This is a genomic window from Bradyrhizobium sp. HKCCYLS3077, assembly GCF_051167555.1.
Taxonomy (GTDB): Bacteria; Pseudomonadota; Alphaproteobacteria; order Rhizobiales; family Xanthobacteraceae; genus Bradyrhizobium.
Window position 1 is genome coordinate 679087 of the sequence record NZ_JBNPTH010000001.1, and the last position, 13882, is coordinate 692968.

15 protein-coding genes and 1 riboswitch are annotated in these 13882 nt (G+C 65.1%); of the genes, 13 read left to right on the plus strand and 2 right to left on the minus strand.

What is annotated here, in order from left to right:
- The first annotated feature begins 4 nt into the window (after positions 1–4).
- The 8 genes from ACQR0Z_RS02935 (at position 5) to ACQR0Z_RS02970 (ending at position 7181) form a co-directional block, all read left to right on the plus strand.
- A complete protein-coding gene (locus ACQR0Z_RS02935; protein WP_434856478.1) occupies positions 5–328 on the plus strand; it encodes a 2Fe-2S iron-sulfur cluster-binding protein in 324 nt (107 codons plus the stop codon).
- A 46-nt stretch (positions 329–374) separates the two neighbouring features.
- Complete coding sequence (locus tag ACQR0Z_RS02940; protein ID WP_434876036.1) at positions 375–1595, plus strand: ABC transporter substrate-binding protein; 1221 nt, start codon at positions 375–377, stop codon at positions 1593–1595.
- Between the two features lie 260 nt (positions 1596–1855).
- A complete protein-coding gene (locus ACQR0Z_RS02945) occupies positions 1856–3028 on the plus strand; it encodes an ABC transporter substrate-binding protein (RefSeq protein ID WP_434856476.1) in 1173 nt (390 codons plus the stop codon).
- 143 nt (positions 3029–3171) lie between these two features.
- Positions 3172–4089, plus strand: a complete 918-nt coding sequence (locus ACQR0Z_RS02950; protein WP_172110320.1) for a branched-chain amino acid ABC transporter permease — start codon at positions 3172–3174, stop codon at positions 4087–4089.
- Positions 4086–5033, plus strand: coding sequence for a branched-chain amino acid ABC transporter permease (locus ACQR0Z_RS02955; RefSeq protein WP_434876035.1), 948 nt, complete (start codon positions 4086–4088; stop codon positions 5031–5033). The genes ACQR0Z_RS02950 and ACQR0Z_RS02955 overlap by 4 nt, the downstream gene beginning before the upstream one ends.
- The gene (locus ACQR0Z_RS02960; protein ID WP_434917635.1) at positions 5026–5796 is read left to right on the plus strand and encodes an ABC transporter ATP-binding protein; all 771 of its coding nucleotides are present in this window, start codon (positions 5026–5028) and stop codon (positions 5794–5796) included. The genes ACQR0Z_RS02955 and ACQR0Z_RS02960 overlap by 8 nt, the downstream gene beginning before the upstream one ends.
- A 16-nt stretch (positions 5797–5812) precedes the next feature.
- A complete protein-coding gene (locus ACQR0Z_RS02965) occupies positions 5813–6517 on the plus strand; it encodes an ABC transporter ATP-binding protein (protein WP_434918008.1) in 705 nt (234 codons plus the stop codon).
- A gap of 511 nt (positions 6518–7028) precedes the next feature.
- Positions 7029–7181 (plus strand): transporter, encoded by a 153-nt coding sequence (locus ACQR0Z_RS02970; RefSeq protein ID WP_434856472.1) that lies wholly within the window; start codon positions 7029–7031, stop codon positions 7179–7181.
- A gap of 25 nt (positions 7182–7206) precedes the next feature.
- Here the strand turns inward: ACQR0Z_RS02970 and ACQR0Z_RS02975 are convergent, their stop codons facing one another.
- Positions 7207–7566, minus strand: coding sequence for a hypothetical protein (locus ACQR0Z_RS02975; protein WP_434880036.1), 360 nt, complete (start codon positions 7564–7566; stop codon positions 7207–7209).
- A 219-nt stretch (positions 7567–7785) separates the two neighbouring features.
- A riboswitch (guanidine-I (ykkC/yxkD leader) is annotated at positions 7786–7888 on the plus strand.
- Positions 7889–7963: 75 nt separating this feature from the next.
- On the opposite strand from ACQR0Z_RS02975, the gene ACQR0Z_RS02980 reads away from it, so the two are divergent.
- The 5 genes from ACQR0Z_RS02980 (at position 7964) to ACQR0Z_RS03000 (ending at position 12816) form a co-directional block, all read left to right on the plus strand.
- Positions 7964–9034 (plus strand): putative urea ABC transporter substrate-binding protein, encoded by a 1071-nt coding sequence (locus ACQR0Z_RS02980; RefSeq protein WP_434917636.1) that lies wholly within the window; start codon positions 7964–7966, stop codon positions 9032–9034.
- 436 nt (positions 9035–9470) lie between these two features.
- Entirely contained in the window at positions 9471–10292 is an 822-nt protein-coding gene (locus ACQR0Z_RS02985; RefSeq protein ID WP_434856469.1) for an ABC transporter permease, read from the plus strand.
- Entirely contained in the window at positions 10292–11065 is a 774-nt protein-coding gene (locus tag ACQR0Z_RS02990; RefSeq protein WP_434917637.1) for an ABC transporter ATP-binding protein, read from the plus strand. Before ACQR0Z_RS02985 ends, ACQR0Z_RS02990 begins: the two co-directional genes overlap by 1 nt.
- Positions 11066–11092: 27 nt before the next feature.
- Entirely contained in the window at positions 11093–12298 is a 1206-nt protein-coding gene (locus tag ACQR0Z_RS02995; RefSeq protein WP_434880040.1) for an agmatinase family protein, read from the plus strand.
- A gap of 143 nt (positions 12299–12441) precedes the next feature.
- Positions 12442–12816, plus strand: a complete 375-nt coding sequence (locus ACQR0Z_RS03000) for a hypothetical protein (RefSeq protein ID WP_434856576.1) — start codon at positions 12442–12444, stop codon at positions 12814–12816.
- Between the two features lie 51 nt (positions 12817–12867).
- Here ACQR0Z_RS03000 and ACQR0Z_RS03005 read toward each other — a convergent pair whose 3' ends face one another.
- Complete coding sequence (locus ACQR0Z_RS03005; protein WP_434880041.1) at positions 12868–13788, minus strand: helix-turn-helix transcriptional regulator; 921 nt, start codon at positions 13786–13788, stop codon at positions 12868–12870.
- Positions 13789–13882 lie beyond the last annotated feature (94 nt).

The window sequence follows — 13882 nt, forward strand, 5'->3', positions numbered from 1 at the left end:
GTCAATGACCACCATCACCTTTATCCATCCCGACAACCGCAGCCAGACCGTGGACGCCGCGGATGGCGACAGCTTGATGCTCGCCGCACTCACCCATGGCGTGGACGGCATCACCGCCGAATGCGGCGGCAACGCCGTCTGCGCCACCTGCCATGTCTATGTCGACGACGCCTGGACAGCGAAGCTCGATCCCGTCTCCGACGACGAGGACGCCCTGCTCGACGGCACCGCCGCCGAGCGGCTGCCGAACAGCCGGCTGTCGTGCCAGATCAAGGTGCAGCCGGCGCTCGCGGGCCTCGTGGTGCGCATTCCGGACCGGCAGAGCTGACGGTTTCGACAACAATCAAAACAAGCAATCCAAGGGGAGGACCACCATGAAGCAACTCAGGACCTGCGCGCTGGCGCTGGCGGCGTCGTTCGGCGTCTCGGCCACGGCAACCGCGGGCGAGATCTCCGACAATGTCGTGCGCGTCGGCGTGCTCAACGACATCTCCGGCATCTTCCAGGACACCAACGGCATGGGCTCGGTCGAGGCCGCACGCATGGCGGCGGAGGATTTCAACGGTGGCGGCAAAGGCATCAAGGTCGAGATCGTCTATGCCGACCACCAGAACAAGGCCGATGTCGGCTCGGCGATCGCGCGCAAATGGCTCGATGTCGACAAGGTCGATGCCATCGTCGACGTGCCCAACTCCGCCGTCGGCCTCACCATCAACGAGCTCTTGCGCAACAGCCGCATGACGTTCCTGGCCTCGTCGACGGCGAGCTCCGATCTCACCGGCAAGGCCTGCTCGCCGAACACCATTCAATGGGTCAACGACGCCTGGGCGACCGGCAACACCACGGCGGCCGCGATGATGGGCCGCGGCGGCAAGGACTGGTACTTCATCACGGTCAACTACGCGCTGGGACAGGGCATCGAGGCAGAGGCCACCAATTACATTGAAAAGAACGGCGGCAAGGTGCTCGGCTCGGCCAAGCATCCGCTCGGCACGACCGACTTCGCCTCCTTCCTGCTGCAGGCGCAGGGCTCGAAAGCCAAGGTGATCGGGCTCGCCAATGCCGGCGGCGACACCATCAACGCCGTCAAGCAGGCCGCGGAGTTCGGCATCCAGCAGGGCGGCCAGTCGCTAGTCGCGTTCCTGCTGTTCATCAACGACATCCACGGCATGGGCCTGAAGGCCGCGCAGGGCCTGCAGCTGCTCGAAGCCTTCTATTGGGACATGGACGACGACACCCGCGCCTTCGCCAAGCGCTTCGCGGCGCGCCCGGGCATGAACGGCAAGATGCCGAGCGGCAACCAGGCCGGCGTCTATGCCTCGACGCTCGCTTATCTCAACGCGGTCGCAGCGACCGCCAGCGACGACGCCAAGGATGTCGTGCCGCAGATGAAGACGGTGAAGGGCAAGGACAAATTGTTCGGCGATGTCACCATCCGCGCCGACGGCCGCGTGGTGCATCCGATGTATCTGTTCGAGGTGAAGAAGCCCGAGGAGTCGAAGTACCCCTACGACTACTATCGCCTGGTCTCCACGATCCCGGCCGAGCAGGCGTTTCGCCCGCTGGCCGAGGGTGGTTGCGCCCTGATGAAGTGACGCTCGTTGCGAGTGACACGAGGAGAACCGCAGCGGGCCGTGTCACATTGACCGGCCCGTTTCTGCTGTGCTGCAGTATCCTTAACAGGCACTATAGTTCTTGCCTTTGCCCGTTTGCGGGAATTATGGTGCATGGACCGACGGTGCGCAGAATAAAATCCGCGCGGCGGCCTGCTGCGGCGAAACGCCGCCACTCGCCGTGCTGCTGCGTGCCGGTGAAACAACGATAAGAACTGACCGTGATCAGGGGAGGGACGACCATGAAGACGAGCTTCTGGCTGGCTGGCGCGGCGGCGCTGCTGTTTTCGAGCACGGCCTTTGCCGGCGACACCATCAAGATCGGCTTCGTCTCGACGTTCAGCGGCCCCACCGCCGTGATCGGCAACGACATGCGCAACTCGTTCGAGCTGGCGCTCGACCATCTCGGCCGCAAGATGGACGGCAAGCCGGTCGAGGTGATCTACGAGGACGACCAGCAGAAGCCGGATGTCGGCAAGCAGAAGACCGAGAAGCTGGTGCAGTCCGACAAGGTCGACTTCATCGTCGGCTACATCTGGTCGAACGTGCTCCTGGCCTCGCTCAAGACCGCTGTGGATTCCCAGACCTTCCTGATATCAGCCAATGCCGGCCCGTCGCAGCTCGCCGGCGAATTGTGCTCGCCCTACGTGTTCTCGACCTCCTGGCAGAACGATCAGACGCCCGCCGCGATGGGCCTCTACATGAACCAGAAGGGCGTGAAGTCGGTGTTCCTGATCGGACCGAATTATGCTGCTGGCAAGGACATGCTCGCGGGCGTGAAGAGCACCTTCAAGGGCCAGGTGGTCGGTGAGGAATATACGGTGTGGCCGAGCCAGCTCGACTTCTCCGCCGAGCTCTCCAAGGCGCGCGCCTCGGGCGCCGAGTCGATCTTCGTGTTCTATCCCGGAGCTGCCGGCGTGCAGTTCCTCAATCAATACGCGCAGGCCGGCCTCAAGGAGAAGATGCCGCTCTACACGGCCTTCACCGTGGACGAATTGTCGCTGCCGCTGCAGAAGGACAACGCGATCGGCGTACCCGGCGCCCAGGAGTGGGTCAACGACCTGCCGAACGAGCAGAACAAGAAATTCGTCGAGGATTACCGCAAGAAGTACACCGGTCTGCGCCCGACCTATTACGGCGCCCAGGCCTATGACGCCGCGCAGCTGATCAACAGCGCTGTCGTCGCGGTCAAGGGCGACACCTCCAAGAAGGCCGAGATGAAGGCCGAGATGGAGAAGGCCAACTTCAAGTCGCTGCGCGGCAACTTCAAGTTCGGCAAAAACCATATTCCCATCCAGAACTTCTACCTGCAGGACGTGGTCAAGGACGCCGACGGCCAGCTCTCCCTGAAGACTGTGGCGACCATCGTCGAGAACGACCAGGACCGCTTCCACGAGAAGTGCCCGATGAAATGAGCCAAAAGAAATTCGGGCCGGGGTCGAGACCGGCCTGGAATTTGCTTGAAGCTTAAAACATCTCCGGCCTAAGATCGGGACGGACATGGCGGCAGCGCCTGCAATGGTTCTGCCGCCGTCTTTTTGAGCGTGAAGTGAGGGGCATGCTTCTCGTCGTCGAACAATTCCTGAACGGGCTGCAGTTCGGACTGCTGCTCTTCCTGCTGGCTGCCGGCCTGACGCTGGTGTTCGGCATCATGGACCTCGTCAATCTCGCGCACGGGTCGCTGTACATGATGGGCGCCTATTTCGCGGCGACCTTCGTGGCCTGGACCGGCAGCTTCGTGCTCGGCGGCGTCATGGCGCTCGGTGCCACGCTTCTGCTCGGCATCGTGCTCGAATTCACGGCACTGCGCCATCTCTATGGGCGCGACCATCTCGACCACGTGCTCGCGACCTTTGGCCTGATCCTGTTCTTCAACGAGGCGGTCCGGCTGATCTGGGGCCCCGCCGGTCTGGCGCTGCCGCTGCCGTCCTGGCTCGCCTTTCCGGTCACGATCCTGCCCGGGATCCAATATCCGGCCTATCGCCTCGCCATCATCGTCGTGGCGCTGCTGGTGGCGCTGCTGCTCTATCTCGGCGTGATGCGCACGCGAATCGGCATGCTGATCCGCGCCGGCGCCTCCAACCGCGAGATGATCGGCGCGCTCGGCATCAACATCAAGCTGCTCTACACGCTGGTGTTCGGCCTTGGTGCTGCGCTCGCCGGCCTCGCCGGCCTGATGCAGGCGCCGATCCTCACGGTGCAGATCGGCATGGGCGAGAACATCCTCATCCTCGCCTTCGTCGTGATCGTGATCGGCGGCATCGGCTCGATCCGCGGCGCGTTCATCGCCGCCATCATGATCGGCCTGATCGACACGATGGGCCGCGCCTTCCTGCCCAATCTGTTGCGCCAGGTCTTGAACTCGGCCTCGGCGTCCACCGCGGCGCCCGCGCTGTCCTCGATGCTGATCTATCTCCTGATGGCGATCGTGCTGGTGGCGCGGCCTGAAGGTCTGTTTCCGGCCAACCGCAGATGACATCCAAGCTCAACGTCTCGACAATCGTGGCCGCGCTCGTCGTGGCCGGCCTCGTGCTGCTGCCGGTGTATTCGAACCTGACCGGCAACATCTTCATCCTCACGCTGTTCACCCGCATCGTGATCCTCGCGCTTGCGGCCGTCAGCCTGAACCTGCTGATGGGCTATGGCGGCATGATGAGTTTTGGCCATGCCGCCTATCTCGGCATCGGCGGCTATGCGGTCGGCATCCTGGCGCAGGAGGGCATCGGCTCCGGCTGGGCGCAGTTTGCCGTGGCGATCGCGGTGTCCGCGCTCTACGCGCTGGTCATCGGCGCGCTCTCCTTACGCACCCGCGGCGTCTACTTCATCATGATCACGCTCGCCTTCGCGCAGATGGCCTATTACGTCGCCTCGGGCCTCGCGCGCTACGGCGGCGATGACGGCCTCACCGTCTACAAGCGCAGCGATTTCGGCGGCCTGATCAATCTCGGCAACCGCGTCCAGTTCTACTACCTGTGCCTGGCCTGCCTGCTCGCCGTCGTCGTGCTGGTCTGGCGCATCGTCAATTCGCGCTTCGGCCTGGTGCTGCAGGGACTGCGCTCCAACGAACAGCGCATGCAGGCGATCGGCTTCCCGTCCAAGCGCTACAAGCTCGCCTGCTTCGTCATCGCCGGCATGCTGTGCGGGCTGTCGGGCGCGCTGCTCGCCAACAACACCGATTTCGTCAGCCCGGCCGTGATGTATTGGACCCGCTCTGGCGATCTGATGGTGATGGTGATCCTCGGCGGCATGGGTACCTTGATGGGGCCGGTCGTCGGCTCCGTGGTGTTCCTGGTGCTGGAGGAGGTGCTGTCGCAGCTCACCGAATATTGGGCGCTGATCATGGGGCCGCTGCTGCTCCTGATCGTGCTGTTCGGCCGCGGCGGCATCATGGGCATGCTCGGGAGGTTGAACCGTGGCTGAACCGCTGCTCCGCGTCGACAATCTGGTGCGCCGCTTCGGCGGCATCATCGCCACCGATCACGTCTGTCTCGACGTGTCCAAGGGCGAGATCCACGCCATCATCGGCCCGAACGGCGCCGGCAAGACCACCTTGATCAGCCAGCTTACCGGCCACCTTGCGCCGCATGGCGGGCGCATCTTTCTCGGCGGCCGCGACATTTCCTCCTTCCCTGCCTACAAGCGCAGTGCCCTCGGCCTCGCACGCTCGTTCCAGATCACCTCGCTGCTGACCGATTTCACCGCGGCCGACAATGTCGCGCTGGCCGCGCAGGCTCATGACGGCAGGCACTCGTTCCGCTTCTTCGCCAATGTGCGCAAGGACAAGCCGCTGCGCGAGACCGCGCGCGCTGCGCTGGAGCGCGTCGGCCTCGGCCATCGCGCCGACGTGCTGGTGTCGAAGCTCAGCCATGGTGAGCAACGCGAGCTGGAGCTCGCGGTCGCGCTCGCGACCAAGCCGCAGCTGCTGCTGCTCGACGAGCCGATGGCGGGCCTCGGCGTGACCGAGTCCCAGCGCATGGTGAAGCTGCTCGCCGAGCTGCGCAAGGAGGTCTCGATCGTCCTGGTCGAACACGACATGGAGGCGGTGTTCGCGCTCGCCGACCGCATCTCGGTGCTGGTCTATGGCCGCATCATCGCCTCCGGCAAGCCCGACGAGATCCGGCAGAACGACGAGGTCAAGCGCGCCTATCTCGGCGATCAGCACGTGGTGGTCGGCCATGGTTGACCGGAAGGACAACGGCATGCTGCTCGACGTCGACGGCATCGAGACCTGCTACGGCCTGAGCCAGGTCCTGTTCGGACTATCATTGGCAATCCGTCCCGGCGAGATGGTCTCGCTGATGGGCCGCAACGGCATGGGCAAGACCACGACGATCCGCTCGATCATGGGCCTGACCCAGGCGCGCGCGGGCACCATCCGCTTCAGCGGACAGGAAACGCGCAAGTTGCCGTCCTACCGGATCGCGCAGCTCGGCATCGGCCTTGTGCCGGAGGGCCGGCAGATCTTTCCGAACCTCACCGTCACCGAGAATCTCGTGGCGGCCTCGACCAACCGGCTCGGTGCCGCCGATCCGTGGACGCTCGACAAGATCCACGCGCTGTTTCCGCGGCTCGCCGAGCGCGGCGGCAACATGGGCAATCAGCTCTCGGGCGGCGAGCAGCAGATGCTGGCGATCGGCCGCGCGCTGATGACCAATCCCAAGCTGCTCATCCTCGACGAGGCGACCGAAGGCCTCGCGCCGTTGATCCGCGAGGAGATCTGGAACTGCTTGTCGCTGCTCAAATCGCGCGGGCAGTCGATCCTGGTGATCGACAAGAACGTCGAGCACCTCACCCGCATCTGCGACCGCCACTACATCATCGAGCGCGGCCGCACGGTGTGGAGCGGAACGTCGGAGCAGCTGATGGCGGAGCCGGAGCTGCAGCACCGTTATCTCGGTATTTGATTAGTCTCACTCTCGCGGCAAGCTCGGTCTGTGCCTCCCCCGCGTGCGGGGGAGGTCGTAGCGCATCGCCAGATGCGCTGCGGGTGGGGGCTGCTCCGGAACGACTGCCGCCGTGGCGCCCCCACCCCAGCCCTCCCCCGCAAGCGGGAGAGGGGGCGCGCTGCCGCCGGGGTGAGAGCATCCTGCTCGTCTAAGAGTTCTGCTCTCCCAGCAAGCTCGGTCAGCGCCTCCCCCGCGTGCGGGGGAGGTCGTAGCGCATCGCCAGATGCGCTGCGGGTGGGGGCCGCTCCGGAACGACTGCCGCCGTGGCGCCCCCACCCCAGCCCTCCCCCGCAAGCGGGAGAGGGGGCGCGCCGTCGCCGGGGTGAGGTGGTCGGCCAACGAACTGGCCTTGGTCGTCGTATCAGTCAGTCCTGCTGACGTGAGCCGAATTTCCGCATTGAGGGGCGGCGTGGAGAGGACTATTCTTTCAAGTGGTAGTTTGTCTTGCCTTTTATCGAAGGTTGAGCAAATGCGTACGCCCCACCGAAAAGTCCAAGCAACGCAAAAAGCAGCATCGGCACTGCGCGGCTTCTGGTCCGATCATTCCGATCTCGAGACGGCGCTGTGTCTCGCGTTCATGCTGATCGTCGGCGTCATCGTGAAGCTGACGCCGCCGGCCTAGGTGCCGTCGATCACCGCACCCGCGCTCAGCGTTCGAACGGGATGTACTTCTGGTATTCCTTGGGCACCCGGCTGCGGTAGCGCGACGGCACCGTGCCGCTGCGCAAGGAGTCTTCGACTTCCTGCCGGGTGGTCTTGGTCCGCTTTTTCTTTTTCGGAGCGTCGGCGGCGGCGGCGGGCTTCGTTTCACCCGGCTTCGTCTCGGCAGGCTTGGTCTCAGCCGGCTTGTCGCTCGCGGGTGCCGCTGCAGCAGGCGACGGATTCGGGGTGGGGGAGGGAGTTGCGGCTGGCGCGTCCGCGGCGGGCGCACTTTGCGCGATGGCCGTTCCGGACATCAGACCCGCAGCCAGCAGGCCTGCCACTGCGATCCCGGATAATCTGATCATGACAACGAGACTCCCAACCACGGCACCGGATGTGCCGACTTGATGAGGTCGTTCGCGCGCGATGACCGGTTCATGCCGCGGGTGCATGGCCATCGTCGCCAACGATCCTCACCGCCCAAGATGAATTCGTGATGCCGTCTTTTTGAGCACATGCTGCGGTCCGTTCCGTTGAATCGCAAGCATTTTCCTCTGGCATGCGGCTTGCTGATCTCATTGCCCAGAGTTGGCAGCTAGGGTTCCGGTTCTCCACGCGAGAACGCTGGTCCGAGAGCAGCCGCCAGGGGAGAGCCCTGGTGCACGGCGGGATAAAAACCCGGGAGACCTCAGTGGCCGCGCTTGGCAGGCTCGAGGTTGTGTTTGCCAGTCCGCAGGTCAAAAAACCGATGAGGGACTGGATATGTTCAACGCGCGAAAACTGTTTGTTGCACTGCTCGCGGCATCGACGCTGGCGACCGCATCGCTGTCGCCCGCTTACGCCGAGAAGAAGAAGGAATTCAACATCGCCTGGACGATCTATGTCGGCTGGATGCCGTGGCCCTATGCGGCGGAGTCCGGGATCGTCAAGAAATGGGCCGACAAATACGGCATCTCGATCAAGGTCACCCAGATCAACGATTACGTCGAGTCGATCAACCAGTACACGGCCGGCAAGTTCGACGGCGTGACCGTCACCAACATGGATGCGTTGACGATCCCGGCCGCCGGCGGCGTCGACACCTCTGCCATCATCATGGGCGACTACTCCAACGGCAATGACGGTGTCGTCCTGAAAAAGGGCAAGACGCTCGCCGACATCAAGGGCCAGAAGGTCAATCTCGTCGAGCTCTCGGTGTCGCATTATCTGCTGGCGCGCGGGCTGGAGACCGTGAAGCTCTCGGAAAAGAACATCAAGACGGTCAATACGTCGGATGCCGACATCGTCGCCGCCGCGAAGTCGCCGGATACGACCGCGGTCGTCACCTGGAATCCGCAACTGCTCGAAGTGAAGGCCGAGCCGGGCGCGACCTTGGTGTTCGACTCCAGCAAGATCCCCGGCGAGATCGAGGATCTCCTCGTCGTGAACACGCAGACGCTGAAGGACAATCCGGAGCTCGGCAAGGCGCTGACGGGCATCTGGTACGAGACCATCGCGCTGATGAAGGACCAGAGTGAGAAGGGCAGGGCCGCACGTGAGGCGATGGCAAAGCTCTCGGGCACCGATCTCGCGGGCTTCGAGACCCAGCTCAAGACCACGTTCATGTACTACGAGCCGAAGGACGCGCTCGCCTTCATGACCGGGCCGGAGTTGCCGAAGATCATGGACCACGTCCGCACCTTCTGCTTCGACCACAATCTGCTCGGCGAGAACGTCAAGTCGAAGGACGCGGTCGGCATCTCGACGCCGGCGAGGGCGCTCGGCTCCACGACCAACGTGAAGCTGCGTTTCGACCCGACCTACATGAAGATGGCGGCCGACGGGAAGCTCTGATCATCTTTCGTCGGCCCACCAGCCTCTCCCCTCACCCTGAGGAGCCCGCTTTAGGCGGGCGTCTCGAAGGGCGAGGCCCGTTCCGTGGCCTCATGGTTTCGAGACGGCGCTGGCGCGCCTCCTCACCATGAGGAGGTGCACCTGAGATCGGTGCTGCAAGTTGATCGTGGCCAGAGTGCTGATGGAGAGAGACGAATATCGGCGCGGCGCTGTCGGTGCGCTCCCTCTCCCCGTCCTTCACGGGGAGAGGGTTGGGGTGAGGGGCAGCCACGCGCACCGGCCGTGCGGAGAGCCCCCCTCACCCGGATTGCATCTCGCGATGCAATCCAGCCTCTCCCCGCACGCGGGGAGAGGCTGGCAGCCCGCTTCGGGCTCGACTGTACGGACAATTGACCACGAACAGCGCGCTCGTGGAGAGGATTGAGGGAGCTTGGCGATGCCGCGTGCCATGAACGTCGTTCCGAACCGCGGCAGCCGGCTGCTGCTGGCGTTGCTGCCGTTCCTGCTGATCGCGCTGATCTATGTGATCGGCTCGGCGCAGCGGCGCGCCGACAATCCAGACGACAAGCTGCTGCCGCCGGTGTCGGAAATGGTCGCGACCTCGAAGCGGCTCGCGACCGAGCCGGACCGGCGCTCCGGCGACTACGTGCTGTGGGCGGATACGGCGGCAAGCCTGCAGCGCCTCGCGCTCGGGCTCGGCATCTCGGCCGCCATCGGTCTCACGCTCGGCCTCGCCATCGGCCTGCTCCCCATCGCGGGCGCCGGCTTCGGCACCCTCGTCGCTGTGCTGTCGATGATCCCGCCGATGGCGGTGCTGCCGGTGCTGTTCATCGTGTTCGGCCTCGGCGAGCTCTCCAAGGTGGTGCTGATCATCATTGGCGTCACGCCGACCCTGGTCCGCGATCTCTCGCTGGAAGTGCAGAACATGCCGCGCGAGCAGCTGATCAAGGCGCAGACGTTGGGTGCCTCGACTTGGCAGGTCGCGATCCGCGTGGTGCTGCCGCAGATCATGCCGCGGCTGATCCAGGGTCTCAGGCTGATGATCGGCCCGGCCTTCCTGTTCCTGATCTCGGCGGAAGCCATCGCCTCCGACGTCGGCCTCGGCTATCGCATCTTCCTGGTGCGGCGTTACCTGTCTATGGACGTGATCCTGCCCTACGTCGTCTGGATCACGCTGCTTGCCTACGTGTTCGACTACGCCCTGGTGTGGTTCGGCCGACGCGCCTTTCCCTGGGCCTATGCGCAAGGGAGCCGCTGATGAGCACGCTGTCCTTCCGCAACGTCTGGGTGGAGTACGGCAACCAGGTCGTGCTCGAGCGCATCAATCTCGAGATCGCCTCCGGCACCTTCCTCTCGATCGTTGGTCCCTCCGGCGCCGGCAAGAGCACGTTCCTGCGTCTCATCCTCGGCCAGGAGAAACCGAGCCAGGGCGCGGTGCTGCTCGACGGCCAGCCATTTCCGGCCGAGCCCGGCCCGGACCGCGGCATCGTGTTCCAGCGCTACTCCGTGTTTCCGCATCTCACCGTGCTCGGCAACGTGCTGCTCGGTTATGAGCTCGCGGCGAGCCCGTTCACGGCGCGGCTGTTCGGCTCGGCACGCAAGGAGGCGGTGGAGAAGAGCCGCGCGCTGATCGAGGCGGTCGGCCTCGGACCTCACGCCGACAAATATCCGAGCGCGCTGTCCGGCGGCATGCAGCAGCGGCTCGCGATCGCGCAGGCGCTCGCCAAGCAGCCACGCGTGCTGCTGCTCGACGAGCCCTTTGGCGCGCTCGATCCCGGCACCCGCGCGCAGATGCATGCGCTGATCAAGCCGCTGTGGCGCGAGCACAACATGACCATCGTGATGGTCACCCACGACATCAAGGAGGCGTTCGGCCTCGCGACGCGGCTGATCGCGCTCGACCGCCCGCGCAAGGATCCGCAGGCGCCCGAACGCTTCGGCGCGCGCATCACCTACGACCTCGATCTCACCCGCGACAGCGCGGTGCCCGTGCTCGGCTTCATCCGCGCCAGCGTTCAGGCGGCGCAATAACACCCAGAAGAAACGAAGGAGAATTCCATGTCATTCCCTGCCATGCGGCGCACCCGCCGTGCCGGCCTGCAGCCACAGCGCCAGGGCCTGCGCCGTCACCATCCGGACTTCGACAAGATGGCCACGCAGGGCTGGCAGGCGCTGGAGGCCGAGGGCAAGCTGCCGACGAACGGCTGGCGCAAGGAGCGGCAATGGGCGCTCGACATGGGCCTGCCCGGCGCCGACACGCTGACCGACCGCGACATCCCGACCTTCGCGCGCGGCGAGCTGCCGCATTTCGCCGGGATCAACACCTTCATGAAGGCGCCCTATGTCGAGAACGTCCGCGACGTCGGCAAGTACGACGCCGCCGTGATCGGCATCCCGTTCGACTCCGGCACCACCTATCGCCCCGGCACGCGCTTTGGGCCGCAGGGCATCCGCCGCATCTCCGCGCTCTACACGCCCTACAATTACGAGCTCGGCGTCGACCTGCGCGAGCAGATGACGTTGTGCGATGCCGGCGACGTCTTCACGATCCCTGCGAACCTGGAAAAGAGCTTCGACCAGATCAGCCGCGGCGTCGCGCATGTGGCCTCGTCCGGCGCGCTGCCGATCATGCTCGGCGGCGACCATTCGATCGGCTTCCCCTGCGTGCGCGGCATCGCGCAGTGCACGGACAAGAAGATCGGCATCATCCATTTCGACCGCCACATCGACATCCAGGAGAAGGATCTCGACGAGCGCATGCACACCACGCCCTGGTACTGGGCGACCAACCTGCCGAACGTCTCGCCGACCAATCTGGTGCAACTCGGCATCGGCGGCTGGCAGGTGCCGCGCGAGGGCGTCGAGGTCGCGCGCAAGCGCAACACCAACGTGCTGACCATCGCCGACATCGAGAAGATCGGCCTGGAGAAGACCGCCGAGATCGCGCTGGAGCTGGCCTGGAAGGATGCCGACGCCGTCTACATCTCGTTCGACGTCGACTCCATCGATTGCGGCTTCGTGCCCGGCACCGGCTGGCCGGAGCCCGGCGGCTTCCTGCCGCGCGAGGCGCTGAAGCTGCTCGGCCTCGTCGCTGCCGAGGGCCTGTGCGGGCTCGAAGTCGTGGAGGTCTCGCCGCCTTACGACACCTCGGACATCACAGCACTGATCGGCGTCCGCGTCGTCGTCGAGGCGCTCGGCTCGATGGTCGCCCATGGCAAGCTCGGCAGCCACAAGCATATCATCAACAAGCCGGTCAGCTATTGAGGCTCGCGATGCGCCATCATCACCACCATCACGGCCATCATCATCACGACCATGGTCATTCGCACGACCATGATCATCACCATGATCACGACCATCCGCCGCATGGCCCCGGCCACAATCATCCGCATGGCGGGCGCTCGCCGGTGCAATGGCAGACGCCGCATCAGCCCGAGGGCGCCAAGCCCGCGCCCGTGGTCGAGCCGGATCTCGACAAGGTCGAGGCCGCCTTCGTCGACGGCTTCATCGCCGCCCCCGATCCGACCAGCTTCCTGCGGCTGGCGCGCGTGCCGTTCGAGATCCTGCGTGATGGCGAGAGCCTGAAGCTCTTGCGCGTCGAGATCGACGCGCTGACTGACGTCGGCAGCCTGACACCGCATCTCGGCGGCAGCAGCTTCCGGTACGATCCGCTGCCGTCGAACTTCATCTCCCGCCGCCGCCGCCTGCGCTTCATCTATTTCGATGGCGCTGGCCTGACGCCGCTGACCTACGCGGAGCTGCGGGAGATCGAAACGCGGTAGTCTCGGCCGGACTCGTCCGCGCGTCTGCCCGTCCAACCGGGCAGGCGCGCCTCACCCCCGCGCGAACATCCGCGCCTCGTTGGCGATGACCGGCTTCACAGCCTCGCCGAGCCGTGCGGCGGCCGCGTCGACCGTCAGCCCTGCCGTATCCACCACCGCATTGGCCCGCGCATACAGCGGCTCGCGGCTGGCGAGGATGTTGCGCAGCTCGGCCATCGCCGAGCGGTCGTCGGCCATCGGCCGCAAATCGCCCTGCTTGCGCACGCGGGCCATGTGCTCCTCCGGCTCGGCCTTGAGCCAGATCGTGTAGAACGACGTCAGGATCAGGTCGAACGTGACGGGCTCGGAGACGATGCCGCCGCCGGTTGCCAGCACCATCGGCTCCTTGCGGGCCAGCAGTTGGACCAGCGCCGTCTGCTCCATGCGGCGAAAACCTTCCTGGCCGTAGAGCGCGATGATCTCGGCAGCCGACAGGCCGTTCTGCCGCTCGATTTCCTTGTTGAGCTCGACAAAACTCCAGCCGATCCGCTCCGCCAGCATCCGCCCGAGCGTCGACTTGCCCGCGCCGCGCAGGCCAATGAGCGCAATGCCGGAGAACGTCCGCCGCAGCGGCGCCGAGGCGCCGCCGGCGAGCAGCTCCTTGACCTGCGCGATCTGGCTCGGGCTCGCCTTCTTCAGGAGATCGCGGATGACCGGCCAGTCGGGCGAGGGCTCGCCGCCGGGAATGATGTCGTCGAGCGGCGCGTTGATGGCGTTGGCGATGCGGCGCAGCAGTACGATCGAGACGTTGCCTTTGCCGCTTTCGAGCTGGGCGATGTAGCGCTCGGAAATGCCGGACACCTCGGCCAGCACCTTGCGCGACATGCCGGCGACGCCGCGCATCCGCCGCACCCGCTGGCCCAGCTGGTCGAGGAAGTCGGTCTCGGCCGCGGACTGGCCGTCGTCGCGCGGGGCGTCGCTGTGTGACGTCATATCCCTAAGGTACTCTTGTGATCAGGAAACATAGTGCCGGGGAGGATTGACAGCAAGCGATGTTGGTGGCCTTCTATGAATTATAATTCAAAAA

Excerpts from the sequence above, each read along its gene's own strand:
- ACQR0Z_RS02950 (WP_172110320.1), top strand. The coding sequence starts at position 3,172 with ATGCTTCTCGTCGTCGAACAATTCCTGAACGGGCTGCAGTTCGGACTG.
- ACQR0Z_RS02990 (WP_434917637.1), top strand. The coding sequence starts at position 10,292 with ATGAGCACGCTGTCCTTCCGCAACGTCTGGGTGGAGTACGGCAACCAG.
- ACQR0Z_RS02970 (WP_434856472.1), top strand. The coding sequence starts at position 7,029 with ATGCGTACGCCCCACCGAAAAGTCCAAGCAACGCAAAAAGCAGCATCG.
- ACQR0Z_RS02985 (WP_434856469.1), top strand. The coding sequence starts at position 9,471 with ATGCCGCGTGCCATGAACGTCGTTCCGAACCGCGGCAGCCGGCTGCTG.
- ACQR0Z_RS03005 (WP_434880041.1), bottom strand. The coding sequence starts at position 13,788 with ATGACGTCACACAGCGACGCCCCGCGCGACGACGGCCAGTCCGCGGCC.
- ACQR0Z_RS02955 (WP_434876035.1), top strand. The coding sequence starts at position 4,086 with ATGACATCCAAGCTCAACGTCTCGACAATCGTGGCCGCGCTCGTCGTG.
- ACQR0Z_RS02945 (WP_434856476.1), top strand. The coding sequence starts at position 1,856 with ATGAAGACGAGCTTCTGGCTGGCTGGCGCGGCGGCGCTGCTGTTTTCG.
- ACQR0Z_RS02965 (WP_434918008.1), top strand. The coding sequence starts at position 5,813 with ATGCTGCTCGACGTCGACGGCATCGAGACCTGCTACGGCCTGAGCCAG.
- ACQR0Z_RS02975 (WP_434880036.1), bottom strand. The coding sequence starts at position 7,566 with ATGATCAGATTATCCGGGATCGCAGTGGCAGGCCTGCTGGCTGCGGGT.
- ACQR0Z_RS02935 (WP_434856478.1), top strand. The coding sequence starts at position 5 with ATGACCACCATCACCTTTATCCATCCCGACAACCGCAGCCAGACCGTG.
- ACQR0Z_RS02995 (WP_434880040.1), top strand. The coding sequence starts at position 11,093 with ATGTCATTCCCTGCCATGCGGCGCACCCGCCGTGCCGGCCTGCAGCCA.
- ACQR0Z_RS02980 (WP_434917636.1), top strand. The coding sequence starts at position 7,964 with ATGTTCAACGCGCGAAAACTGTTTGTTGCACTGCTCGCGGCATCGACG.
- ACQR0Z_RS02940 (WP_434876036.1), top strand. The coding sequence starts at position 375 with ATGAAGCAACTCAGGACCTGCGCGCTGGCGCTGGCGGCGTCGTTCGGC.